This window comes from Nonomuraea sp. MG754425 (genome assembly GCF_021699195.1).
Taxonomy (GTDB): domain Bacteria; phylum Actinomycetota; class Actinomycetes; order Streptosporangiales; family Streptosporangiaceae; genus Nonomuraea.
Genome location: NZ_SSXE01000076.1, coordinates 10381 through 35734 on the forward strand (window position 1 = coordinate 10381; position 25354 = coordinate 35734).

Below are 25354 nucleotides of genomic sequence, written 5' to 3' on the forward strand. Positions count from 1 at the left end.
ACACTCCTTCTTGACGTGGAGGCGAGCCGCGTGCCGAAGCCCCTGAGCTCACTGAAGCGATCGGCGTTCGATCTTTCCGCTCGGTGTGCGGCGAAAGCTGCCGAAGGCGCGAATGTCGATGGTCACCTGCGGGAAGCCGAGCCGGGCGGCCGACTGCCGCGCTTCGGCCGCGATCCGCTCGGCGGCCCGCACGTCGCCTTCGATATGGCAGGTCGGCGGATCGCTCTCCGTACCCGGCACCACGCAGTCGAAGACGCCGCGAACGGATCGGATCGCGTGTTCGAGGCGAGCCGCCGGCCAGTCCTGCCGGCTCGTGATTCTGCCGAGCACGTACAGGTGACCGGATTCGTCCCGGTAGCCCAGATCACCGGTGTGGATCGTGCTCTCGCCGGTCCGGTCGATGGCCCGCGGACGGACGACGATCTCCCCGACCGCGCCGACGGGCTGGGCGGCGCCGTCTGCCATGATCTCCACTTTCACGCCGGGCAGCGGGCGGCCGACCGACCCGGGCCGGCCGAGCCAGTCGGATGCGGAGATCTCGCTGATGACCGCCGCTGACGTTCCGTAGTATTCGTGCAGGATCGGGCCCATCATGTCGATCGCAGCCCGCTTGACCCACGGCGGGCAGGACGAACCGCCGTGGAAGACGGCACCGGGCCGGTGCCGTCCCCACCGCTGGTAGCCGACCAGTTCGACCAGCCGGTCCGCGCTGATGAACGCACTGTCCGCCCGGCACCGATCGACGAGTTCGACGAAGGCGCCCGGCGACCACTGCTGCTGGACCACCACGGTGCTGCCGGCCTGGAGCGCGTACAGCGCGGGCCCGACCGTGCCGAGGTGAAAGGTGGGGTTCGACATGATGTGCGGACCCGCCGCGGGCCCCGCGGCGTAGCGATCGACGACGGCGACGCCCTTGTAGGGGTACCAGGGCCGGGCCCGTCTGACCAGCGTGGGGAATCCCGTGGTTCCGGACGTGACGAAGATCAGGTAGCCCGCTCTGCCCGCGCCTCCCGCCCGGAACCGGGGGTGCTCCGAACGGCCCGCCGCGTGCAGTTCCTGCTCCGGGACCGACACCACGTCCACGCCCGGATCGTCGCTCACATGCATCCGGGCGCCGGCCTGGGCGATCAGCCTTCGGCCCGCCGGCACGTCGAGCAGGCCGTCGTTGACGGGAAGCAGGCCGAAGCCGTACTTGAGGGCGGCGAGGGTGAGGGCGAAGAACTTCGGCCCGCTCGGCAGGTCGGTGGAGACCACCTGGTCGTCCGCCACCCCGAGCGCCCGGAGCCCCTGCCCGAGGGTGTCGGCCCTGGTCACCAGCTCGCCGAAGGTGCACGAGTCGGCTCCGGCGATCACCGCCGGTCGCCGTGGGTCCGCGTCGGCCATCCGCCAGGGGTCCCACAGGAACGGTCGCATCATGCGCTCTCGTTCATCCGCAGGGCGTGCAGGCTTTCGGCCATCTCGGCGAAGGTGTCCGATTCGAGGATGACCTCCGGATCGATCTCCCGGTCGAACGCCTCATGAAGACGGGCGATGAGCTCCACGGCGCTCACCGAATCGCCGCCCACGCTGAAGAAGTTGTCGTCGGCGTCGACTCTCGTGCCGAAGACCGTTTCGGCGACGGTCAACACCGTCCTGAGGGTGGAGATCGCGGCCATCAACACTCCCGATTCGCCGAGACGAGGATGTGCTTCGTTTCCCGCAGACACGTGTGGAGCCGGTCCGGGGGGAGCAGGGCGGAGTCCGCGAGCAGGCTCACGCTCGAACCCATGAAGACATTGGCGAAGATCAGGATGCCTTCGTGGTCCAGCTTCTCGATCCAGCGGAACCGGTCCCCGGCGACGGACCGCGCGGGGCCGTGGCGGCCGATGGCGTTGTAGGTGACGGACGGAAAAGGCGCGCCAGGGGCGGCCAGGCCCGCGACCCGATCCGGGTCGTAGCTCGAGTGCCGGGATGCCCGCATCATGCTCCGGTGCGCCTGAACGGCGGCGTCGCGGAAGCCGGCGGAGCCCACCTCGCACATCATCGGGACGTTCTGGCACAGATAGGTGACCGATCTCCTGGTCTCCGGTCTGAACCTGTTGCCGGCCCGGAGCCATACGGGCAACCGTGTCTGCCGTAACTCGCCGCCGAGCGGGGCGAACATGGCGGCCAGGAGCACCGCGGCCTCGCTGATACGCGCGTGTTTGGCGACGGCGGAGGACGCCTCGAACATCTCCTGGGACGAGTACTCGCCATGCCAGAAGCGCGGCGACATCGGTGCACCGGTGGGGGCGTCGAAGCGGGTGCGCGCGGCCGACGCCATCAGTTCGCGCCAGTAGGCGTACGTCGCCGCCAGCCGTTCCGGCGAGCTCTCCTGCTGCTCCGACGCCAGATCCAGGGGTTGCGCGGTGGGCGGCTCCAGAAGCCGTCGCGGGTCGCTCCCGGCGGTGAGCAGTGTCCGCAGTTCATCGCGGAGAATCCGGTTCGAGTAGGCATCGGTCGCCAGGTGGGAGAGACAGAGGACCACGTTGCAGACCATGCCGTCGTGCAGCCCGAGGGCGACGCGAAGCGGTAGGTGGGTGTCCAGCTCGAATCTTTCCGTCAGTGAAGGGGGCCACGTCTCCGCCGCGTCCGTCCCCGGCTCCCGGCGGTAGGCGACCAGCGTCACTTCGCCGGCCCCTTGCACCTGCTGGACAGGGGTCCCGCGCGCATCCGTGGAATAGGTGGTCCGCAGCGCTTCGTGACGTCCCAGCAACTCCCGTACGGCCTGCGACACACGCTCCACCGGAACGGCCTCGGGCAGGGTCAGGCGAAGCAGTTGGTTGAGGTGCCGGTCGTCGGGCTTGAGTCGCTGGATGTTGTTCCACATGGATCTCTGGGACCACGTGAGCGGTCCCTTCCTGTGGCGCAACCCGGTGAACCGCAGGGTGTGGACATCGTCCTGTGGCGGATTCCGCATCGGCTCTCCTCCTCTCGCGGTCATGGCTCACGTGCGTATGCGGTTGCCTGAGCGGTGAACAGGTGCGCGTACCGGCCGCCGGCGGCGAGCAGGTCGGTGTGGCTGCCCTGTTCGGAGACGCGCCCGTCGTCGAGGACGACGATGTGATCCGCCATGTGCACCGTGGAGAACCGGTGGGAGACGATCACGCTGATCGTGCCGTGCGCGGCGGCCGCTTCGCGCGCTTCGGCGGCGAACTGCTCGAACAGCTCGTGCTCGACTTGGGGATCGAGCGCGGCCGTGGGCTCGTCGAGGATCAGCAGCAGCGGCCGGGCCCGCATGATTCCGCGGGCGAGGGCGAGCCGCTGCCACTGGCCGTGGGAGAGGTCGACGCCCTGGAAGAGCGTGCCGAGTTGGGTGTCGAGCCGGTCCGGCAGGCCGGCGACGACGGAGTCCGCGGCGGCGCGGGTCACGGCATCGGCGATGGCGTCCGGATCGTCCAGCCGGGGCAGGTCGCCGACGCCCACGTTCTCGCGGGCCAGGAGTTGCAGCTTGGCGAAGTCCTGGAAGACCCCGGCGCAGCGGTTCGCCCACTGCCCTGGGGCCATGTCGGCGAGCGGGATGCCGTCGGCGGCGATCGTGCCGGAGCCGGGCCGGTACAGGCCGGTGAGCAGCTTGATCAACGTGGTCTTGCCGGTGCCGTTGAGCCCGACGATCGCGACGATGCTCCCCGCGCGCAGCTCCAGGTCCATGTTCCGCAGCACCTGGCTGGTCGTACCGGGGTAGGAGAAGGAGACCCGGCGCAGGCTGATGCCGCCGGACAGTTCGGCCGGTGCCGGCAGTTCCCCGGCGGGCCGGGCCCGGGCGTACTCCTTGAGCCACAGGTAGTGGCCCGTGACGTGGCCGCCGTCGCTCACCATGGTGAAGCTGTTCAGCACGCGGTCGATCTGCCCGCTCAGCGCGGTGGCCAGGGTGATGACCAGCACCACGTCCCCGATGCCGGCCTGGCCGCTGCCATGGAGGTCCACCATGAGCAGCAGGGCGGCGCCCAGTGCGGCGGTCAGGATCAGCCACCCGACGGCCTCGTAGCCGGCGGTGCGCAGTCGGGCGCGAGCGAGTTGCCGCGTGGTCTCGTCCCACAACCGGCCGGCGCGATCAGACAGCTCCGGGCCGGTGCCGGCGATCCGCAACTCCTTCGCCGGTTCGGGACGCAGGCACAGCTCGTGCAGGGCGCGCTCGTGGCGTTCGCTCTCCGCGGTCCGGTCGCGTACCAGCCGCCGATGGCGGTCGCCGCGGTGGGTGAGGAGGAGCAGCGGCACCACGCAGCCCGCCAGCAGCGGCAACGCCGGGTGCACGGCGGCCAGCAACCAGATGCTCGCACCCACGCTGAGCAGGGTCCCGACCAGGGACGCGCCCCACCACAGGGCGCGGGCGAGCGACGCGGTGCCACGGCGCAGGTTGGTCACCCGATCCAGGAACTCGGGCCGTTCCAGGTGCTCCAGGGTGGGGATGGCGGCGGACAGGGAGAGGACCTCCAGATCCAGCTCGCGGGCCACCCGTACGGTCAGGTCCTGGTTCACCTCCCCTTGGACGCGCCAGAGCAGGAAGTTGCCCGCGTGGGCCAGCACCCCGAGTCCGGCCGCCGTGACGACGGCAGCGGTCGTGCCGATGCCCGCCGCGTCGATGAGGAATCGCTGGGCGAGCGCGGTCAGCGTGACGGCGCCGGACGTCAACGCGATCAGAAGGAGGTTGACCACGGTCACCGCCGGAGCGATCTTCCAGCAGAGCCCGAACGTGTGACGGTAGCTGACCAGCAGATCCTTCATGAGGCGGCTGCTTCGAAGCGGGCCGCCTGGAGGTTCCACAGCCGTGCGTACGTGCGGCCGCGGGCGAGCAGGTCCGCGTGCGTGCCGGACTCGCCGATCCGTCCATCCTCCAGAACGACGATGCGGTCCGCGTCGCGGACGGTGGACAGCCGATGCGAGATGATCACCACTGACGCCCCGCCGGCCCGCGCGCCCTCGACCACCTTCTCGAAGAACTGGATCTCGGCGCTGACGTCCAGGTGCGCCGTAGGTTCGTCCAGGATGATCAGCTCGCGGCCGTGGGCGGTGGAATAGAGGGCGCGCGCGATGGCCAGCTTCTGCCACTGCCCGCCCGACAGGTCCCGCCCGCCGCTGCCGGTACGCCAGAGCTGCGTGTCAAGACCGTCGTCCAGCCCTGACAGCACGTCCTCGGCTCCGGCCCGCCGGACGGCGGTCGTGACGGCGTCGTCGTCGGCGGGGCATTCGACGGCGCCGAAGGCGATGTTGTCCCGTGCCGTCGCCGGATAACGCAGGAAGTCCTGGTAGACGACGCTGAGCCGGCGGCGCCAGGCGTCGATGTCGTACTCCGCGAGGTCATGATCGTCGATCAGGATCCGCCCGCCGGCAGGTTCGTACAGGCCGGCGAGCAACTTGGTGAACGTCGTCTTGCCCGCGCCGTTGACGCCGACGACGGCGAGCACCTCACCCGGGCCGACGGTCAGGTCCAGGCCGCTCAGGACGGGCCGCGTGCTGCCCGGATAGTGAAAGTGCACGTTCTCGAAGCGGATCTCCGGCGCCGTGTTCCCGGCCTGGGCGCGTGCGGCGTGGGCCGGGCGCGAGCCGTATCGGGCGGTCAACCGATCCGCCGCCTGGACCGCGCCCTTGCCGTACTCGATGTCGAACGTCTCGGATCCGACATACGTGATCTCGAAGACGCCGAAGGCCGCGACCAGGCACGTGGTCAGCGTGGCGACGCTGATCGATCCGTCGGCCGCGGCCAGGCCGAGCACCATGAAGGCGCCCCCGCCGCACACCACCGACAGCAGGACGGCCAGCCCCTGGCGGCGAAGCAGGCTGCGCCGCAACGCCCACATCGGCGAACGCAGCTCCAAGTGGGCGCCGGCCCGGCGCAGCACCACCCAGTCGGCCAGGCCGAACAGCCGGATCTCCTTCGCGGTCGCCGGCCCCGCGGCCAGTTCGTCCAGGTAGTCCAGCCGCCGCTGGCCACCGGTCAACCGGTCGCCGAAGTTGACGAAGTAGGTCCACTGACGGCGTTGCACGGCCCGGCTGAACAGCGACGCGGCGAGCAGGAACAGGGCCAGCCACGGAAACCAGGCGGCGAGCACGAACGCGGAGCCGGCCGCGGCCAGCAGCCGTCCCGTCAGCAGCAGACTGGAATACGCGGCGGTGCCCGACGAACGCACCCAGAACCCGTCACCGATCTCGCCGGCCCGCAGGGCGTCGTCCGCGAACTCCGCCTCCTCCAGGTGCGTGATGGTGCGCGGCGCCAGCGCGGTACGGCGCAACCCGGCCCGGACGGCCCCGTCGATCCGGCGACCGGCCCGCGTCAGCACGACGTCGCCGAACGGCCGCACCAGACGGCTGAGCAGGATCCCGCCCAGCAGCCCGCCCAGCGCCCATCCGGCGTTCCGCTCCTGCTGGACCTGGGTGACCAGCTCGCCGGTCAGCAACGCGAGCGCCGGTCCGGTCAGCGCGGAGAGCGTCAGCACGCCCAGCATCGCGGTCATCGAGCCGGCCCCGGCCAGGGGGAGCAGCCGCATGAGCCGGACCCGCTCCGCAGTCAGTGCCCGGAACTCGGAAGGCCGTAGCGCACCTAATCCGAATCGAGGATCGGGGAGGTTGCACGTCGCCATGCGGGTGAGAACTCCAAATCGCGTGCTTCAGCGCCGCTGATAATTCGTTTCCCGGATCGAACAATCGCCGACACGCACCTTGAGGTGCTGTCGGACTGATCATCATGAAGGGTACGTCGCGCGGGTATGGAGGCGGTATGGAGGCGGTATGGAAAGCGCTAACCGGCACCTGGCACAAATGCGCCCCGCCGCCTCGGCGAGGCGGCGGGAGCGCCGACGGGAACGCTGATTCCGCGCGGTTCGACTCAGGTTTCCGGCTGCATTTCCGGCACCGTCTGGGGATAGGAGAACTTCTCCGGGAATTCCGCCCTCAGTGCCTCCAGCCGGTGCAGCACCCGCTCGCGGAAGTCCCGCCGGCCCGGCCACAGCGCCTGCCAGCCGCCATAGGTGTTCGCCCTGGCCCAGTCGCGAACCCTGAGCTTGCTCGGGTCGATCTCGGAGCGAGCCAGGAGCTGATTGTAAAGGTCGGTGGCCGGGAAAGGGATGAAGAAGTGGTGAAACTGCTTGTTGTGCTGTAGCTCGCCGAGCTCGCGGGCGAGTTCCGCGGTCTGCTCGTTGTCCTCGTCGGTCTCGCCGGGGAAATCGTGGATGAAGCTGGAAAACTGCTCGATGCCGGCTTCGTCGAGCTTGCGGCAGGCGATGCGGGCGTGCTCGACCTGCGAGTCCTTCTTCAGCACGGAGTTGAGCATGGCCTGCGAGCCGGACTCCAGGCCGAGGAAGACGCGCGCGAAACCGGCGTCCCGCAGGACACGGAGGTCGGTCATCTCGGTGAGCCGTACGACGTCGGTGGCGCGCATGTTGCACGCCAGCGGCTGGTCGTTCCCGGCCGCGGTGAGCAACTGCGCGATCTGCACGACACGTGGCGGTGAGCTGGAGAAGTTCGGGTCGACCAGGTCGATGAAGTCCGGCCGGTAAGCGGTGCGGATCTGGTGCACGGCGTCCAGCACCCGCTGCGGGCCCTGTGGCCGCCACTTGCGGATCGTGTGCATGGGTTCGGCGCAGTAGCTGCAGCGCCATGGACACGAATAGCTGGAGATGTAGGAGATGTTGCGTCGGCCGGGTGTGTAGTACCGGATCGGATCGATGAGCGAATAGTCCATCGGCGGAAGATCGTCGAGGTTCTGCGCCACGGTGTGCGTGTCGACGAAGCCGTCCTCGTGCCGCACCGTCAGGTTCGGCACCCGCCGCAGGTCGCTCATGTCCGGGCGGGACGCGCCGGCCGGTGCTGCGGCGAGCAGGCGCGCCAGCGGGATGATCGCCGGCTCGCCGACGCCACGCACGACGTAGTCGGCCCACCCCTCGCGCAGTATCGCCTCCTTGGCCAGGCTGGCGTGATAGCCGCCCCACACGACGGGGAGGTCCGGGCGAACCTCCCGGACGATCGCGATGGCGTCCAGGGCGCCCTCGATCGAAGGGCCGGTCAGCGTCGAGACGCCGAACAGGACGAGGTCGTCCCGGAGCGCGGAGCGCAACCGCTGCTCCCAGTCGGCGTCCACCTGGGTGTCGATCAGTACGGGCTCGAAGCCGACATCGGCGAGCGCGGTGCCCAGCGCCAGGATGCCGAGGGGCGTCCACAGCGCCTCGTCGTTGCGGTCGACGACGGCGATCGTCGACAGCAGCACAAGCTTGCGCCGTTCGAGCATGATGTCCGTCCCGGTGCTGTCGTCGGGTGTCAACGGCCCCGAAGTTAGCTGATTCGGTCCGCGATCCGGTGACGTGCTTCGTCCCCTTTAATGGGGACAGGACAGGGCGGCATGGGCGATGTCATCTTTTCGGACAGGCTGCGGTCGATGGATTCGCAGACCGCGATGGCGAATGGCGAATCACTTGACCTGCCGGGGGAGAGGGTGCGATGTGCCGGAATTGCTGACCGACCCCGCCGGCGGCTTCGCGTTCGACGATGACGGGACGCCGGGACCCCGGCGGCGGTGGCGGTGGTGACCACGACCAGACGATCGGTGCTGGACCAGGCCCGCGCGGCCGTCGCCCCGTTGCTGGCGGCACTCGCCGGCAAGCCCGAGGTGGAAGCGGTCGTCCTCTTGTCGAGCATCTGCGGCGACCTGGGCGGGCGCCGTTTCGATGAATGGTCCGACATCGACGTGGCCGTTTATCTCGACACCCCGGTGCCGGCCGAATTATGGCGCTCGGATCCGCGCGAGACCGCCGACGCGCTCGCCTCGGACCTGCCCGACTGGCTGCCCGACTTCTCGTTCTGGATCGAATCGGAATACGGCCCCGTCGAGGTCAACCTGCACCAGTCGCTCATGGAGTACGAGCTGGATCCCCGGACCGTCTGGCCGGAAAGCCGCTGCGAGGCGTACGCGAGCAGGCCGGAGATCGTCCACGACCGCCGCGGCCTGCTGGCGCGACTGATCGAGGAGAAACTCCGAGACAGGTGGACGCGGCTCCAGCGGCGCGCGGCGACGCTGGCCGCCCGGCTGCAGTGGGACATCGACGTGCTTCCCGAGCGCCAGCTACGCCGCGGCCGGACCCAGGACGCCCACGCGGTGCTCACCGCCGCGGTCGACGAACTCGTCGAACTGCTCTACATCGCCGCCGGCCGCTTCCCGCCCGCCCGGAAATGGCGGATGGGCGAACTGGCCACCCTCGACCTGCTCGACGACGCGGACAGAGCGGCCCTTGACGACGCCGTTCGTTGTACCGGTTCCGCCGAGGACGCACGAAGGCGTTTCGGGCTGCTCGCCGACCTTTACGCCCGTCTGCGACCCGGACTGGGCATTCCCGCGGACGCGTACGACCACTACAACCGCGAATACAGCCCGAGCCGGCAACTTCGGCGCCGGACCGAGGGCGGGCAGTTGGCGCCGCTCTTCGTCGGCGTCCGGAAGCCTGTTCTCGATCGCCGGGACAGGTTCAACGCGGAAAAAGTCCTGCAGGAGGGTGCACATCTTGAAGCTGTACTGCACGCAGCGGGGTCGCGACGTCGAAGTCATCGTCAATGACGAGATGACGCTGTACGTGTGCGGGGTGACGCCGTACGATTCGGCGCACACCGGCCATCTCGCGATGGCCGCCGTCTACGACGTCATCGCCCGCCGCCTGCGCGCGCGGGGCGCCCGGGTCCGCGTGGTGCGTAACATCACCGATGTCGATGACCCGCTGCTGCCCCGCGCCGAGCAGTTGAACATCCCCTACTGGGACCTGGTCGAGGCGGAGATCGCCCAGTGGATGGCCGACACCCGGCGCCTCGGCCTCGCCTGTGACGTCGAGCCGCGAGCGTCGGAGCACATCGACGGCATGATCACCGCGATCGAGGAGATGGCGGCGGCCGGTCTCACCTATGAGATGGACGGCACCGTCTACTTCCGGGTGTCGCGTGACCGGGCGTACGGAGGGCTGTCCCACTACGACGAGGCACAGATGGTCGCGGCGGCCCGCGAACGCGGCGGCGACCCGGACCGGTCCGGCAAGGAAGCCCCGCTCGACTTCGTCCTGTGGCAGCCGTCGCGCCCCGGCGAGCCCGAATACGCTTCGCCGTTCGGCCGCGGCCGTCCGGGCTGGCACATCGGCTGCTCGGTGATGTCGCGGCGGCACTGCGGACCCCGGGTCGACATCCACGGAGGTGGCGCCGACCTCGTGTTTCCGCACCATGAGTGCGAGGCCGCGCAGGACCGGGGGATGGACGGCAGCAGGGTCGGCATCTGGTTCCACTCGGCCCTGCTCGACTATCGGGGCGAGAAGATGTCGAAGTCCAGGGGCAACATCGTGTTGGCGCGGGACCTGCTGGACAAGCACGACCCGATGGTGGTCCGGCTGGCCGCACTCGGCTCCTACTCGCCGCGGCGCGGCGGCGAGTGGCGGGACGGCCACGTGGACGAGGCCGCGGAGCGCCTGGACCGGTGGAGACGTGCGGCGCGGGCGGAGTCGGGCCCCGCTCCGGAGCGGTTCGAGGAGGCGTTCTTCGCCAGGCTCGACGACAACGTCGAACTGCCCGACGCGATCGGCGTCGCGGACGAACTGGCCGGCGACATCCTGGCCGGCCGGGGTTCCGACGCACGCGGCCCCGTGGCGCTGCGCTCCTTCCTGAAGGTGCTGGGCCTCGACGGAGCGACGGAGGACCGTGGCCGATGATCGTCGAGATTGCCGAGGCCGCCGGACGGGACAGCGTCGACGGGCTGGTCGCGGCCTGTTTCGGCCACCCGGGACTGACCACCTGGGAGGTCCGGGCCGACGGGCGCAGGTTCGTCGCCGTGTCGGGTGACGAGGCGCTCGTCGCGGGGGACCCGGAAACCTGCGCCGGCGTCATCGCCGTCCATCCCACCACCCGCGACGGTTACTGGCTGGTCGCGCGCGAGAGCGGGCTGCGGTATGACGTCCAGGTCGGCGGAGTCCACGTCGGGGCGCCCACGACCGGGATGTGGCTGGCCGCCGGACCATGCGCCTTCGAGGACGAGGCCGACGTGCTCCGCATCGCCAAGCAGGTCCGTGACCAGGGCGCGCACGCGCTGCGCGTCGGCGTCTACAAGCCCCGCACCAGTCCGTACAACTTCCAGGGTGCCGGCCGCGCCGCGTTCGCGTCCCTGCGGGCGATCCGGAGCGAGACGGGCCTGCCGATCATCAGCGAAGTGCTGGACCCGCACGACGTCCACGCCCTCGCGGAGGTCGTCGACTGCCTGCAGGTCGGCACCCGGAACATGAGCAATCAGGCGCTGCTGACCGCGCTGGGCGGGGCTCCGGTGCCGGTGCTGCTCAAACGCGGCGCCGGCGCTCCGCTGGCAGAGTGGATCAAGGCCGCCGAGTACGTCGTGGCACACGGGAACCCCCACGTGATCATGTGCGCTCGCGGGATCACCTCGTTCGACACCGCCACGCGGCACGCCCTGGACCTCGGCGCGATCACCGCGGTCAAGCGGGCGACGGGCCTGCCGGTCGTCTTCGACCCGAGCCACTCGACCGGTGATGTCCGGCTGGTCCGGGCAGCCTCGACCGCGGCCGCCGCGTTCGGGGCCGACGGGCTGCTCGTGGAGGCCCACGACGCGCCGCACACGATGTACCGGCCAGGTGACGGGCCGCAGGCGTTTCCGCCCGCCGGGCTGGCGGAGCTGGTGGAGACGGCGGGCCGGGTCCGCGAACTCGTCGAGGCGGCCGACCATGCGGCCTAGGCGCGATCCCCGCATCTCACTCGGTGTGGCGAGCTACCACGATCCGCTGGTCTCCGGCCGGATGGATCTGGCCGGCTTCCTGGACGAGGCGGCTGCCCTCGGGTTCCGTACGGTGGAGCTGTGCGACCGGACGCTGTCCCTGGACGCGCTCGACACCGCCCGCCGGCTGCTGGACCAGCGAGACCTCAGCCTGGGATCGATCGCCATCCGCAACGACTTCACGCTCTGCGACCAGGCCGACCGCCAGGTCGACCACGTGCTGTCGTGGCTGGAGGCGGCCGAGCGCCTGGGCGCCCCGGTGGCGCGCGTCTGGACGGGGGTCACCCACACCGACGCCGCCGCCCGGGAACAGGTGGCCGCCTGCCTGCACCGGGTGGCCAAGGCCGCCGAAGCGCTCGGCGTCACGGCCGTCGTCGAGACCCACGGCGGGCTGTCCAACGATCCGGGCTATCTCGTGCCGGTGTTACGCGACCTCGGACGCTCGTCTCTCGGCGTCTGCGTCGACTTCGGCAACATCCCCGCGGACGGGCGTGACGCCGTCGTCACGGAGTTCGTCCCGTACACCTCACACGTGCACGTGAAGACGTACGCGTTCGACCACTCGGGTCGTGACACCACGGTGGACGTCGCCAGATACGTCACCGAACTGCACGCGGCCGGATTCGACGGCTTCTGGGTCATCGAGTACGAGGGCGAGCCGTCGCACCGCCAGGGCGTCCTCCGCACGGTGGACCTCCTGACCGCCACCCTCCCGTGGCTGCGGACATGAGGGAGCCCGCCGAGGCGTACGTGGTCACCGGCCCCGGCCAGGGAGGGCTGGCCGAGTGGCCGGTGGCGGACGACGAGGTCGTGATCGACGTGGAAGCGTGCGGGGTGTGCCATCGTGACACCGGCGTGTGGAGCGGGCAGGTGCCGGCCGCACTGCCCGGCGTGCTCGGCCACGAACTGCTCGGCCGGGTCGCGGCGGCGCCTGCCGGGTCGGGGCTTGCGCCGGGCACGCGGGTCGCCGGGCTGGGAAGCGCGTCGTTCGCCCGGCGCACGGCCGTACCCGCGTGGCAGGTGAGCGCGGTTCCGGACGACGGCTCGCTGACGCCGGTGATGTTCGAACCGCTGGTCTGCGCCGTGAACGCGGTCTCCCAGGCGAGGCCGTTGCGCGACGGCCCGATCGTCGTCGTCGGGCTCGGCCTGCTCGGTCGCCTGGTCCTCGATGTCGCCCGGCTGGAACACCCCCGCCTCGTGCTCGGCGCGGACGCCGACCCCCTGCGCCGGGCGGCGGCGGCACGAGCGGGCGTCACCGTCGCCGGCACCGAGGACGACACGCGGGCGGCGATCGCCGAAGCGGCGGTCGTGTTCGAGTGCTCCGGCGCGATCGAGTCGCTGAATGACGTGACGGCCGCGATGCGTCCGGCCGGCTGCCTGGTCATCGTGTCGCACTACCAGAGCCGTTCGGCACTGCGCGCGAGCGTGCTGCTGGACGCCTGGCATCGCGGCGGCATCGCCGTGACGAACGCCGTGCCGTGGACGGCCGGGCCGAACCTGCGCGATCACATCAGGACGGCGGGCGCGCTGCTGGCCGACGGCCGGGTCGATCTGTCGCCGTACGGGATGACCGTGTTCGACCTCGCCGAGACGGGTAGGGCCTTGACCGACTGGCCGGGGCGCGACGTGTTCCGGCATGTCGTGAAGGCGTAGCGGGATGAGTGGGCACCGAGGCCGGCACATCGTCTCGCTCGAGCGCATCGCGCGGAACTACACGTGGGCCGTCCGGCGGCACCCGGCCGGCGTGCTGCCGGTGCTGAAGGGGGACGCCTACGGGCACGGACTGGTCCCGGTCGCGATGACCCTGCGTGACGCGGGCGCCCGCCACCTCTTCGTCGGCAGCCTCGCCGAGGCGGGGAAGCTGCGCCGGGCGGGGTGGCGCGCCGCGCTGACCGTCCTGCGGCCCGCGAAGGACGCGTACGAGTGCGACGAGTTCCGCCGCCTCGACGCCGCGCCGACCCTCGGCTGCGCCGCTGACGTCTCCGTGGTGGCCGGCCATGGCCGGCTGGGCCGGGTCGATCTGGAAGCCGACGCCGGTCTGGGGCGCGGCGGGCTCACGGTCGGCGACCTTCCGGCCGCGGTCGGCCGCCTCGGCTCAGGAGCGACGTCGATCGGCGTCGGGTTCCAGGCCCCGGCCACGATGGACGCCGGCGGCGCCGTGACGATGGTGCGGGACATCGCCGCGGCGGTGCCGTCCGTGCACGTCCACGTCGGCGGCAGCGCCCTGGCCGGCGCCCCCGTCGCGGTGCCGGTGCGGGCCGGCCGGCTGCTCTTCGGCGTGGTGCCCAGCCGGATGCGGGAGCAGCGGCCGCCGCTCGGCGCCGCGGGCGCCTGGCTCGCCACCGCCCGGCCGATCGAGGCCGGCCCGACGATCGGCTACGCCACCGAGGCGTCCGCGGCGGGGTGCGCCCACTACGAGCTGGACCTGGGGTACGCGGACGGGCTGCCGTCGCACGCCGTCGGATGGGAGGTGGCCGCCGGCGATCGGCTGCTGCGCCTGGCCGCGGTGTTCATGAACCGGTCGGTGGCGGTGGGGCGATCCGGGGCCGCGCCGGAGCCTGCCGAGGTCCTCGTCATGGGGGAGCACCCTGAGCACCGGCCACGTCCCCTGCGCGAGTTCGCCGAGCACCTGGGGTGCTCGCAGACCGAAGCGCTCCTCCTGCCGAAGGCGAGGGCCACCTACACCGACCACCAGGTGTGCGTCTTCGACATGGACGGCGTCCTGCGGCATTGGGATCCGGATGCCGCGACCCGGGTCGACCGGGACACCGCTCTGCCGCCGGGCACGTTCGACCGGTTCGCCTTCCAGCTCCCGCAGTACCACGACGCCATGATCGGCCATGCGCGTTTCGAGGACTGGTGCACGGAGATCGAACGCCACCTGGCGGCCCGGTCCGGCCCGGCACGCGCGGCCGCGGCCGTCGCCGCCTGGAAACGGCATCGGGGAACCCTGGACCCGGAGGTCGTCGCGCTGCTGCGCGAGGCACGGCGGCGCGTGCGGGTGGTGATCCTGTCCAACGCCCACGACTGCCTGCGCACCGACCTGGCGGCACTCGGGCTCGACACCGAGGTGGACGACGTCTACGGCAGCGCCGAACTCGCCCTGGCCAAGCCGGACCCGGCCGTGTTCGCGCACGTCACCGAGGCGCTCGGCGTCCCGCCGCACCGGTGCTTCTTCGTGGACGACCTGCCGGAGAACGTCGCCGCCGCCCGGCGCGCCGGCTGGGACGCGGTGCGGTTCCGCTCGCCGGCCCGGCTGCGCGCCGAACTGCGTCTGAGGAGGTTGTGCGGGTGAGCCGGGTCGCGTTCGCGTCGGACCACATCGGGTACGACCTCAAGACGGCGCTCGTGGACTGGGCGCGGCGCAACGCCCACGTGGCCGACGACCATGGCACGCACTCCGCCGACCGGGTCGACTACCCCCGCTACGCGGCTCGTGCGGTGCGTGACCTCGCCGCCGGTCGGTGCCGGACCGCGGTCCTGGTCTGCGGCTCGGGAGTGGGGATGGCGATCGCCGCCAACAGGTTCCCGGCCGCGCGGGCGGTCGTCGGGCACTCGGTGGAGGAGGCGGTGGTGGCGCGCGGGCACAACGACGCCAACGTGTTGTGCCTCGGCTCCCGGGTGACCTCGCAGGGCGACGCGATCAAGATCCTGGCCGCCTTCCTGGACGCCCCCTACGAGGGCGGCCGGCACCGCGGCAGGGTGGCGCAGTTGACGGCGCTCGGCGGGCGGGCCGCCGGGTCCGCGCCCGCCGTCCCGCGTACGGGCTCCGAACCGCTCGCGATCGACTTCGCCCCGGGCCCCACCGCGGTGGACGGGGGCGTGCTGGCCGCCCTCGCCCGGCCCGTCCCGCACCACAAGAGCGCGGAGTTCGCCGCCATGCTGGAGACGGTGACCGGTCGCCTGCGCCGGATGACCGGCCTGACCGGCGGGCACATGCTGCTCATGAGCGCGGCGGGCACCGGTGGCGTCGAGTCGGCGTGCTGGAATCTCTGCGCCCACGGGGATCGGGTCGTGGTGCTGACGAACGGTCACTTCGGCGACCGGATCGTGGCCATGGCCCGCGCACAGGGGCTGTCCGTGGAGGCGATCGAGTCCGCCTGGACGCGGCCGCTGGCGATCGACCGGCTCACCGCCTGCCTGGACGAGGGCGTGGCGGCGGTGTTCATGGTGCATCTGGAGACCTCGACCGGTCAGGTCAACGACGTCCGCGCGGTCGCGGAGGTCACCCGGCGGGCCGGAGTTCCGCTCGTGGTGGACGCGGTGTCCAGCCTGGGCGCGCTGCCGGTGTCCTTCGCCGAGCACGGTTTCGACGTGCTGGTCTCTTCGACGCAGAAAGGACTCGCCGCTCCGCCCGGCGTCGGGATCGTCGCCTTCACCGACGAGGTCTGGCGGCGGGCCGCGCACCGGCGCTCGCGCTCGCTCTACTTCTCCTGGGAGCGAGCCGTCAGGGCGGAGTCCCGTGACCCCGCGGAGATGTTGTGGACCCCGCCGATCCCCTTGGTCGCCGCCGTGCACGCCGCCTCCGCCCACTGGGACCTCGGCGCCACTCACGCGGCCGGACGACGCCGCCGGCTGCTGTCCGGCATGCGTGCACTCGGATTCGGGAGTTATCTCCCTGAATCCGTGCTATGTGCAGAATCGCCGATTCATGCATTCCGGACGCCTCCGCACCTGACCGCTCGCGAGTTCCGTGCCGCCATGGCGGAAGCCGGCTGGTTCGTCGCGGGCGGACTCGGTGAACTCAGCGAGGAGATGATCCGCGTCGCCTCCTACTATCCGGCTGATCCGGGGGAGCGCCGTCTGGCGATGTTCCTGCGGGATGCCGGGAATTGCGTGATCGGCCATCCGGACGTGCGGTAAGTTAGCTTGCCAGAATCAACCGTCGAAACCTGTGGAGACAGCGGAGGATCGCGCGATGACGAATGGGGTCACGCCTCGTTTGTTCAACTCACTGGGACGCACGCCGATCGATTTCCGGCCCGCCGTGCCCGGCCGGGTGACAATTTACTCCTGTGGTCCCACGGTGTATTCCGACCCGCACCTCGGAAATATGCGGCCCTATGTTTTCAGCGATACCCTGCGGCGGCTTTTCGAGTGGAAGGGCCTGGAAGTCGTACAGGCCGTCAACATCACCGACGTCGGGCACATGGTCGGCGACACCGACCTCGGCGAGGACAAGGTCGAGTTGGCGGCCCGGCAGCAGGACAGGTCGGTCTGGGAGGTCACCCGGCACTACACCGACCGGTACTTCGCGGATCTGGCGGAGCTCAACGTGCTGCCGCACACGCACAGCCCGCGGGCGAGTGACTATGTCCCGCAGATGATCGACTTCATCAAGGTGCTGGAGGAGCGCGGTTTCACCTATCAGGTGGAATCGGGGGTGTACTTCGACACCGGCAGGTCGAAGGACTACGGGCTGCTGGCGCTCAAGGCGCTCGACTCCGAGTCGGACGTGGCCCGGTTGGAGATCGTGCCCGGCAAACGATCCCGCGCCGACTTCGCGGTGTGGCGCGGTGAGCGCCGCGAGCAGCAGAGGCTGGTCCACTGGGACTCGCCCTGGGGCCCGGGGGTGCCGGGTTGGCACCTCGAATGCTCGGTGATGAGCCGGCAACTGCTCGGCGACGTCTTCGACATCCACACCGGCGGTGTCGACCACCGCGAGATCCACCACGTCAACGAGATCGCGCAGAGCACCGCCTTCCTGGACGTGCAGCACGCCCGCGACTGGGTGCCACTCTGGATGCACAACGAATTCATGCTGTTCGGGCAGCAGAAGATGGCGAAATCCCGAGGGCGCATGCCGGTGCTGCGCGACGTGATCGACGCCGGTCACCACCCCCTGGTCTTCCGCTATTTCCTGTTGAACGCGCACTACCGCAGCCAGATGGACATCAGCGACGACGGTCTCCGTTCCGCTTCGGCCGCCCTGCGCCGGCTGCTCGGCAGGGTCGCGCCCCTGCGGCCGCTGCCGGCACCCGCGACGTTCGCCGCCGCCTGCGCCGCGTTGACGACAGAGGCCGGGCGGACGGCTCTGCGACAGGTCGACGCCGCGGTGTCCGACGATCTGAACACGCCCAGGGTGCTCGCCGAGCTGAACGGCGTGTTGCGCGACGACGCGCTGGCCGACACGGACAAGGCGATCGTGGTCGCCGCCGTCGACGTGCTGCTCGGCCTGCGCCTCAGCACCCTCTCGCCGGACGACCTCACGGCCAAGGGCGAGCTGTCGATCTCCGAGGACCTCATCAACGAGCTCGTCGCCGCGCGGACGGCGGCACGCGGTGCCGGCGACTGGGCGCAGGCGGACCGGATCCGCGCGCAGCTCACCGAACTCGGCGTGCGGGTGGTGGACACGCCCGCCGGACCGCGCTGGGAGCCGGTGGCCGCCGATCCGCAGCACTGACCACAAGCGTCGCATCCGGTCTTGTCCCCGTTTCGGGGGGCAGGACCGGCGGCCACCGCGCTAATAGGGTGTTCCACGAAAGCTGGAACGGACCTGGACAGGCGGCTTATGCGACTGAATTCAGCAGAGCTCCGTCATTACGCGGACCGCGGATATTGCCTGCCGCCCGGGCAGCTCTTCGCGCCGGAACGGCTCGCGCGACTGGCGGCCGTCTGCGACGAACACATCGCGGCGCGCGGCGAATTGGCCGGCGACGATCTGGACAAGCCGCATTTCGCCGACGACCGGCTGCTGGAGTTCCTGCTCGCCGACGAGGTGCTCGGCCTCGTGGAGCCGATATGCGGTCCCGACATCGTGCTGGGATCGAGCCACCTCGTCGCCAAAGAACCGGTGGGCCGGGCCACGCCCTGGCACGAGGACACGGCCTATCTCAAGTTCAGCGACACCCTCACCGACTACACGCAGATGGTCAGCGTGTGGCTGTCGATCAACGGCTCCACCGAGGAGAACGGGTGCATGCGGGTGCTGCCCGGCAGCCACCTCGACGCCGACTCCACCGACTACGTCGAGGTCGAAGGACCGGCCCCGATCTCGTTCACCCGGGAGATCCGCGCGGTCGACGAGAGCGAAGCGGTCAGCTTCGTCCTGGCTCCGGGACAGGTCAGCCTGCACGACGGGCGCATCATGCACGCGTCCTTCCCCAACCGCTCCGAGGATTTCCGCATCGGATTCGTCATGCGGTACTTCCCGGCCACCGTGGGAGTCAATCCGGAACGGATGGTGAGTCATCGTCTGTGGCTCGCGCGGGGGCACAGCCACGGGATGAACACGTACGTGAGCGGCGGACCCGCCCGATGAATTCCAGGGACATGGCGTGAGCATTCTCGACCAGGACTTCTCCACCGGAAATTTCCGTGCGCTCCTCGGCGAGGCGGCTCAGGCCGCCCCCGTGCACATCGACCACGAACGCCGGCGGGTCTTGATACTGGAGCACGATCTGATCCGCCGGATGTTGCTGGACCGGCGACTCGTCAACGGCCGCGATCGCACGTCCTTCGACGAACTGCCGGCCGGCACCCGGGACCTGCACAACACGCTGGACCGGTTCCTGTCGTTGTGGCCGGTCTTCTCCGACGGTCCCTATCATCAGCGCATGCGCGCGCACCTCAACAGCGCGCTCTCCGCCCACCGGCTCAAAGAGCTGATCTCGGCACTCGGCCCGTACTGCGAACAGGCGCTGCCGCGGTTGGGCGAACGCGGAACCGCCGTCGACTGGCTCGGAGAATTCGTCCGCCCGTACATCGAGCACACCCTGTCCCTGCTGTTCGCCGTCGATCGGGACCGGCTCGGCCGCCTGATGAGCGCGGGGTCAGCGATCATCGAGTACATCACCGGAGCCCGCTTCGACGACGAACTGGGCAGGCGGGCCAGGCTGGCGCTCGACGTCCTGATCGAGGAGGCCGGTCACCTCACCGCCGGCCCGGCCACCGGCTTCTGCCGCGCTCTGGCGGCCATCGCGGAGGATCCCGAACTCGGGCCCGAGCCGGCCGCCGCGGCGGTGGCCCAGATCATCACCGGCACGCTCGACCCGACCATGACGGTGCTGACCGAGGCCGTCGTGCTGCCGTTCGAAGCCGGCCTCGCGGGATCTCCGGGTCCCTCCGCCGCGCCGCCCGACACGGTGCGGCGCGAGACCGACGAGGTGCTGCGGCACGCGTGTCCCTTCCGGTTCAGCTCGGTGCGCCACGTGACGGCCGACGTCGACCTCGGCGCCCACCGGCTGGTGGCCGGCCAGAAGGTGCTGCTCGGATTCGCGGCGGCCAACCTGGACGCCCGTACCTTCCACGGCGGCCTGACCTTCCGGCCCGGAGCCGACAGCAACCGGCACCTGACCTTCGGCATGGGCCCCCACCGTTGCCCTGGGGCGGGCCTGGCCACCGCGATGCTGGACCAGCTCTTCGGCGCCATGGCCACGACGGGCGTGACGGTCATCCCCGTCGACGGGTCGCTCGTCCGGTCACGGGACGCGATCTTCAGCAGGGTGACGGCGCTGAAGGTGCGCGTCCTGCGCGAGACGGGGGAGAAGTAGCCGGCTCGCGCGGACGCCGCTATTCCGCCGACGCCATGGAGAGGTCCCAGAAGGCGGCATAGCGCCCGCCACGGCGGAGCAGTTCGTCGTGCGTGCCCTCTTCCACCACCCGGCCGCCGTCCAGGAAGACGATGTGGTCGGCGCTGCGCACGGTACGCAACCGGTGCGCCGCCATCACCACCGTCCGGCCCGCCATCAGCCGTTCGATGCCCTGGTGGACGGCCGCCTCGTTCACCGGGTCGAGGGCGGAGGTCACCTCGTCCAGCAGCACGATGGGGGCGTCTTTCAGCAGGGCGCGGGCGATGGAGACGCGCTGACGTTCGCCGCCCGACAGCAGGGCGCCGCCCTCGCCGACGGCGGTGGCCCAGCCGTCCGGCAGGCGTTCGATCACCTCGTCCAGGCGGGCCGCGGTCGCCGCCGCACGGACCTCGGCCTCGGTGGCGTCGGTGCGGCCGAGCCGGACGTTCTCCTCGATGGTGCCGTCGAAGAGGTAGACGTCCTGGAAGACGATGGCGAACCGGGCCATGAGCGCCTGCGTGTCGACTGCGCGGACGTCCGTGCCGCCGACGCGGATCGCGCCGGCGGCCACGTCGTGGAAGCGGGCCAGGAGCTGCAGCAAGGTGCTCTTGCCCGCGCCCGAGGGGCCGACGACGGCCAGTCGCCGGCCTTCGGGCAGGGTCAGCGAGAGGTCGTCGATCACCGTGCGGTCGCCGTGGCGGAAGGTGACGGCGTCGAACTCCAGGTCGTGTCCGGCCGGTTCGACCGGCTCGCGGGGTTCGGGGAGCGGCGGGGTGCGCAGCAGCGTGTCGAGTTCGGCCAGGTCGGCGCGGGCACCACGGAGCTGCCCGCCGATGTCGCCGAGGGAGAGAAGGGGGTCGGCGCAGCGGGTGGCCAGGACCAGGACGGTGAGCACCTCGGCCGGGCCGATGGCGCCGCCCAGCGCCAGATAGGTGCCCAGCACCAGCAGCGCGGTGAGGATCGCCTGCACCGTGAGGGACAGGCCGAGGATGCCGGGCAGCGCCGACAGCATGGAGCGGCGGGAGGCGCGCTGGAGCTCACGCAGCGAGCCGTCGAGCAGGCCGAAGCGCTCCACGGTACGGCCGCTCGCCCGCAGCACCGGCTGCGCCTGCAGGTATTCGACGACCCGATCGGCGGCCTGCCGGTCGCGGTGGTGGCGTTCCGCGTCGGCGGCGGCCGTGGCGCGTCCCGTCCAGAGCTGGATGCCCGCCACGACCGGCGCGGCGAGCAGCGCGGCCAGCCCCATCTGCCAGTTGACGGCGAGCAGCACCGCGACGATGGTCAGCGGGGTCACGGCGGCGGAGACGTACGGCGCCAGCACATGCGCGATCACGCTCATCGCCCGCAGCACGCCCCTGCCGGCCAGCAGCGACACCTCGCCGACGCGGCCGGGGCCGTACCAGCCGATCGGCAGGCGGGCCAGGTGGTCGCCGAGCCGCCGGTACGTCCCGCGCAGCAACGTGGTCCCGACGCGGAACCCGGACAGGTCGCTGACGTAGCGCAGCACGGCGTAGACCGCGACCGCCGCGCCGAACGCGATCAGCCAGGGACGGGCACCGGCGGCGTCGCCGTCGAACAGCGCCCGCAGCACGGGGACCAGCAGGGCGTACGACAGGCCCTCGACCACCGCGGCCGCCGTCATCAGGGCCACGGTGCGGCGCACCGGTCGCGCGTGCTGGTGTCCCAGGACGCGCAGCAGCATACGGATCATCGGAGCTCGTCTCCTCGGTGGGATCGCCAGAACGCGGCGAACCTGCCGTCCCGGCTCAGCAGTTCGGCGGGTGTGCCGCGCTCGACGATCGCTCCGTCATCCAGCAGCACGACGGTGTCGGCGTCGGCGATCGTCTCCAGACGGTGGGCGATGACCACGATGGTGCGATCGCCCCGCAGCGTGGCCAGCGCGTGCCGGATCGCCTGCTCGGTCCGCGGGTCGGCGAACGCGGTCGCCTCGTCCAGCACCAGCACGGGGGTGTCGGCGAGCAGCGCGCGGGCGATGGCGATCCGTTGCGCCTCACCGCGCGACAGCCCGGCCTCCTCGTCGAGCACCGTGTCGTAGCCGCGCGGCAACCGCAGGATCCGGTCGTGGACGTCGGCCAGCCTGGCGGCCCTGATCACCTGGTCGCGGCCGGCCTCCGGGACCGCCAGCGCGATGTTGTCGGCGACGGAGGCGCGCAGGAGGCGGACGTCCTGGAAGACGAAGGAGAGCGTCCGGTAGAGCTGCCCGCTGCCGAGTTCGCGCAGATCGACGCCGCCCAGGGTGATCGAGCCGTGGGTGGGGTCGAAGAACCGGGGCAGCAACTGGACCAGCGTGGACTTGCCGCTGCCCGAGGGGCCCACGATCGCGGTGCTCGTGCCGGGTTCGAGCACCAGGTCGATGCCGCGCAGCACCTCGCGGCCGGGGTCGTAGCCGAAGCGCACGTCCCGCAGTTCGATCCGGTGCCCGCGCGCCGTGAGCGGGCGGGCGGGTTCGGGCAGTGGCTGCACCGCCAGCACGTCCCTGATCCGGCCGACCGCGCTCCGGGCCGCCCGCAGGTCGTCGAACCCGTGCCCCAGCGCCGCCACCGGAGCGGTCAGCCCCAGGCCCAGCAGCAGGAACGGCAGCAGGTCGGCCGGCGCCAGGCCGCCGCCCGCGATCAGGACGGTGCCGCCGGCCAGCACGACCAGCAGCACGAACGGTGGCGAGAGCGCCGTCTGCATCCCGGCGGCGATCGGCGCCAGCCCGCGCGCCCACCGCAGGAACGTGCCGGCGAACTCGTCCGTGGCCGTCAGGAACCTCCGGTGCGTACGCCCGGCCCCGCCGAACGCCTTGACCACCGCGATGCCCTGCACGAACTCCACGACCGAGCCGGCGATCCGCCCCATGGCGGCGTCGAACTCGCGCTGCTCGCGCTGCCGCGCCGGGGCCGTCATCAACGGGACCAGCGCCACCGCCAGCAGCACCGGGATCAACGTGATCAGCGTGAGCCGCCAGTCCACCGTGAACAGGTAGACCAGCGACGCCGTCGGCACCACGAACGCCGAGACCAGCTCGCCGGGCGTGTGCGCGATGAACGGATGCACCGCGCTCACGTCCTCGCCGACCACCTTGGCCGGCTCACCCGTGCTGCGCCGGGAGAACCACCCGATCGGGACGCGGCCCAGGTGCGCGGCCAGCCGCCGCCGGAAGGCGAGCTGCACCTGGCCGTCGAGCAGGTGCCCGATCCCCGACGACGCGGCGCTGAACAGCAGCCGGACCAGCAGGCCGGCCAGGCCGGCGAGCACCACGAACCAGACGTGAGCGCGATCGACCGGGCCGGGCGACAGTAAGGCGCGTCCCAGTTCGGCCACCGCCAGGAGCGGCGCCAGGCCCGCCAGCGCGCCGATCACCTGGAGGAGCACCAGGGCGGCGAACGCGCCGGCGTGCGGGCGCAACAGCCCGGCCACGGTGCCGGAGTCCGGCCGGGTGTCACTCACCGAGGGACTCGCTGAGGAAGGCGAGGATCTCCGCCCGCGCGGGCGTCGCCTGGGGTGCCGTGCCCGGCATGCTCAGGAACGCGTGCCCCGCTTCGGGGTACTCGCCGAGCCGCGCGGGCGTCCCGGCCGCCTGGAGCCGCTCGGCGTAGCGGCGGCCGTGGTCGGCGATCGGGTCGCGGACCGGCACCACCACGAGCGCGGGGGCCAGCCCGGTCAGATCGCCGGCGTACAGCGGCGACAGCGCGCGGGCGTCGGCGCCCTCGGGGACGGCCAGCCGCTGGAAGAACCGCAGTTGCGGCACGGACAGGGTGGGCGTGTCCGCGTACCGGGTCGTCGAGTCGTATGTCCAGGCCGTCGAGGTGACGTCGAGCGCCGGGTTGACCAGCACCTGCGCCCGCAGCCCCAGGCCGGCCCGCCTGGCCCTGACGGCCGCCAGCGCGCTGATCAGCCCGCCGCAGCTCTCGCCGAAGACGGCGACGCGGGCCGGATCGACGCCCCACGTCCCGGCGTGCTCCACCAGGTGCCGCAGCACGTCCCAGCCGTCGTCGGCGGCGGCGGACAGCGGCGTCCCCCAGTCGAGGAGGCGGTGCTCGACCGAGACGACGACCGCCGGCAGGTGGGCGGCGAGGTGGCTGTTGACCCAGTCGCTCTGCGCGGCCGTGCCGACGAAGCCGCCTCCGTGCACGTGGATCACGAGGGGCAGGACGCCCGCGGCCGAGGGGCGGTACACCCGGACGGGGAGCTCGCGGCCGGGCAGCGCCACCTGCTGCCAACTGATCGTGGCACCGGGGTCGGGCTCCCCGGTGATCACCCGTGCCGCCGTGGACGCCCGGACGCGGTTCTCGGCGTCCCGGAAGGCGCTCAGTTCCGCGGCCGTCACCGTGGACCAGTCCGGCTCCGCCGGCCGTCGCGGCGCGGTGATGTCGTTCATGGGCTTCTCCTCAAGTTTCGCTACCTTCGGTTTCGAAACCTACGGTAGCGCAATTCGATATCGTGTGAGCATGACCTCGAGCACACCCGCCCGGCCGCCCGGCCGGCCACGGTCCGGCATCAACGACGTGGTCTTCGCCGCGACGCTGAGCACGGTCCACGAGCTGGGCTACGCGCGTGCCACGGTGGAGCGCATCGCCGCCGCGGCCGGCATCGCGAAGACGACGATCTACCGTCGCTGGCCGACGAAGGGGGCGCTGATCGTGGACTGCCTGCTCGACGCGTTCGGCCCGGTGCCGCTGGAGGGCGGCAGCCGGGCCGAGACCATGTCCGCGGCCATCCGCTGGGTCGCGGGCAAGATCGGCGAGCCGGGGGTGGGCGACGCGTTCGCGGGCGTGTTCAGCGACGGTGTCAGCGATCCGGAGCTGCGCGCGATCCTCTCCTCGCGGCTGCAGGACCCCTACCGGCTCGCCCTCCAGGACGCGCTCGGCGAGCCGGCGCACCGGGTCCTGTTCTTCATCGACGTCGTCGTCGGGACCCTGCTCCACCGGATGGGCATGACCGGCCGGCCGATGGCCGACGACGACATCGACGCGCTGGTGGAGATGGTCCTGCCGGCCTTCCGCTGAGAACGCGTGGCCGTGCCATCACGAGATCGCGCAGGCCGCGTGCGATCTCGCGATGGCACAATTCTTCGCGGAGG

Annotated in this window: 20 protein-coding genes; 11 read left to right on the top strand and 9 right to left on the bottom strand. The window is 71.3% G+C overall.

What is annotated here, in order from left to right; translation table 11 throughout:
- Nucleotides 1-48 precede the first annotated feature (48 nt).
- From FAF44_RS25430 to FAF44_RS25455, 6 genes are all read right to left on the bottom strand, one after another.
- Nucleotides 49-1416 (bottom strand): class I adenylate-forming enzyme family protein, encoded by a 1368-nt coding sequence (locus tag FAF44_RS25430; RefSeq protein ID WP_237105767.1) that lies wholly within the window; start codon nt 1414-1416, stop codon nt 49-51.
- Nucleotides 1413-1655: an acyl carrier protein gene (locus FAF44_RS25435; RefSeq protein ID WP_237105768.1), complete on the bottom strand. Its 243-nt coding sequence runs from the start codon at nt 1653-1655 to the stop codon at nt 1413-1415. The genes FAF44_RS25430 and FAF44_RS25435 overlap by 4 nt, the downstream gene beginning before the upstream one ends.
- Nucleotides 1655-2962, bottom strand: coding sequence for a condensation domain-containing protein (locus FAF44_RS25440; protein WP_308193371.1), 1308 nt, complete (start codon nt 2960-2962; stop codon nt 1655-1657). Before FAF44_RS25440 ends, FAF44_RS25435 begins: the two co-directional genes overlap by 1 nt.
- On the bottom strand, nt 2959-4743 hold the full coding sequence (locus FAF44_RS25445; RefSeq protein ID WP_237105770.1) for an ABC transporter ATP-binding protein: 1785 nt from the start codon (nt 4741-4743) through the stop codon (nt 2959-2961). Before FAF44_RS25445 ends, FAF44_RS25440 begins: the two co-directional genes overlap by 4 nt.
- Nucleotides 4740-6503 (bottom strand): ABC transporter ATP-binding protein, encoded by a 1764-nt coding sequence (locus FAF44_RS25450; RefSeq protein WP_237105771.1) that lies wholly within the window; start codon nt 6501-6503, stop codon nt 4740-4742. The genes FAF44_RS25445 and FAF44_RS25450 overlap by 4 nt, the downstream gene beginning before the upstream one ends.
- A gap of 338 nt (nt 6504-6841) precedes the next feature.
- Nucleotides 6842-8272 (bottom strand): radical SAM protein, encoded by a 1431-nt coding sequence (locus FAF44_RS25455; RefSeq protein WP_237105772.1) that lies wholly within the window; start codon nt 8270-8272, stop codon nt 6842-6844.
- Between the two features lie 261 nt (nt 8273-8533).
- On the opposite strand from FAF44_RS25455, the gene FAF44_RS25460 reads away from it, so the two are divergent.
- The 10 genes from FAF44_RS25460 (at nt 8534) to FAF44_RS55925 (ending at nt 20250) form a co-directional block, all read left to right on the top strand.
- Entirely contained in the window at nt 8534-9559 is a 1026-nt protein-coding gene (locus FAF44_RS25460) for a hypothetical protein (protein ID WP_237105773.1), read from the top strand.
- Nucleotides 9507-10688 (top strand): cysteine--1-D-myo-inosityl 2-amino-2-deoxy-alpha-D-glucopyranoside ligase, encoded by a 1182-nt coding sequence (locus FAF44_RS25465; protein ID WP_237105774.1) that lies wholly within the window; start codon nt 9507-9509, stop codon nt 10686-10688. Before FAF44_RS25460 ends, FAF44_RS25465 begins: the two co-directional genes overlap by 53 nt.
- Entirely contained in the window at nt 10685-11719 is a 1035-nt protein-coding gene (aroF, locus tag FAF44_RS25470) for a 3-deoxy-7-phosphoheptulonate synthase (RefSeq protein WP_237105775.1), read from the top strand. Before FAF44_RS25465 ends, aroF begins: the two co-directional genes overlap by 4 nt.
- A gap of 25 nt (nt 11720-11744) precedes the next feature.
- Nucleotides 11745-12488 (top strand): sugar phosphate isomerase/epimerase, encoded by a 744-nt coding sequence (locus tag FAF44_RS25475; RefSeq protein WP_237105776.1) that lies wholly within the window; start codon nt 11745-11747, stop codon nt 12486-12488.
- Nucleotides 12485-13411: an alcohol dehydrogenase catalytic domain-containing protein gene (locus tag FAF44_RS25480; protein WP_237105777.1), complete on the top strand. Its 927-nt coding sequence runs from the start codon at nt 12485-12487 to the stop codon at nt 13409-13411. Before FAF44_RS25475 ends, FAF44_RS25480 begins: the two co-directional genes overlap by 4 nt.
- Nucleotides 13412-13415: 4 nt before the next feature.
- A complete protein-coding gene (locus FAF44_RS25485) occupies nt 13416-15053 on the top strand; it encodes an HAD-IA family hydrolase (RefSeq protein ID WP_237105778.1) in 1638 nt (545 codons plus the stop codon).
- Complete coding sequence (locus FAF44_RS25490) at nt 15050-16621, top strand: RpiB/LacA/LacB family sugar-phosphate isomerase (protein WP_237105779.1); 1572 nt, start codon at nt 15050-15052, stop codon at nt 16619-16621. Before FAF44_RS25485 ends, FAF44_RS25490 begins: the two co-directional genes overlap by 4 nt.
- 55 nt (nt 16622-16676) lie before the next feature.
- Nucleotides 16677-18161, top strand: a complete 1485-nt coding sequence (gene cysS, locus FAF44_RS25495) for a cysteine--tRNA ligase (protein ID WP_237105780.1) — start codon at nt 16677-16679, stop codon at nt 18159-18161.
- A gap of 108 nt (nt 18162-18269) precedes the next feature.
- Nucleotides 18270-19019 carry a phytanoyl-CoA dioxygenase family protein gene (locus FAF44_RS25500; protein WP_237105781.1) on the top strand — a complete coding sequence of 250 codons (750 nt, stop codon included), beginning with the start codon at nt 18270-18272 and terminating at the stop codon, nt 19017-19019.
- Between the two features lie 16 nt (nt 19020-19035).
- Complete coding sequence (locus tag FAF44_RS55925) at nt 19036-20250, top strand: cytochrome P450 (protein WP_237105782.1); 1215 nt, start codon at nt 19036-19038, stop codon at nt 20248-20250.
- Nucleotides 20251-20269: 19 nt separating this feature from the next.
- Here FAF44_RS55925 and FAF44_RS25510 read toward each other — a convergent pair whose 3' ends face one another.
- The 3 genes from FAF44_RS25510 to FAF44_RS25520 are packed head-to-tail and all read right to left on the bottom strand — an operon-like array spanning nt 20270 to nt 24652.
- Entirely contained in the window at nt 20270-21979 is a 1710-nt protein-coding gene (locus FAF44_RS25510) for an ABC transporter ATP-binding protein (RefSeq protein WP_237105783.1), read from the bottom strand.
- Nucleotides 21976-23721, bottom strand: coding sequence for an ABC transporter ATP-binding protein (locus FAF44_RS25515; protein WP_237105784.1), 1746 nt, complete (start codon nt 23719-23721; stop codon nt 21976-21978). The genes FAF44_RS25510 and FAF44_RS25515 overlap by 4 nt, the downstream gene beginning before the upstream one ends.
- Nucleotides 23714-24652, bottom strand: coding sequence for an alpha/beta hydrolase (locus FAF44_RS25520; RefSeq protein WP_237105785.1), 939 nt, complete (start codon nt 24650-24652; stop codon nt 23714-23716). Before FAF44_RS25520 ends, FAF44_RS25515 begins: the two co-directional genes overlap by 8 nt.
- A gap of 70 nt (nt 24653-24722) precedes the next feature.
- Here FAF44_RS25520 and FAF44_RS25525 point away from each other — a divergent pair, with 70 nt between their 5' ends.
- Nucleotides 24723-25280, top strand: coding sequence for a TetR/AcrR family transcriptional regulator (locus tag FAF44_RS25525; protein WP_237105786.1), 558 nt, complete (start codon nt 24723-24725; stop codon nt 25278-25280).
- Nucleotides 25281-25354 lie beyond the last annotated feature (74 nt).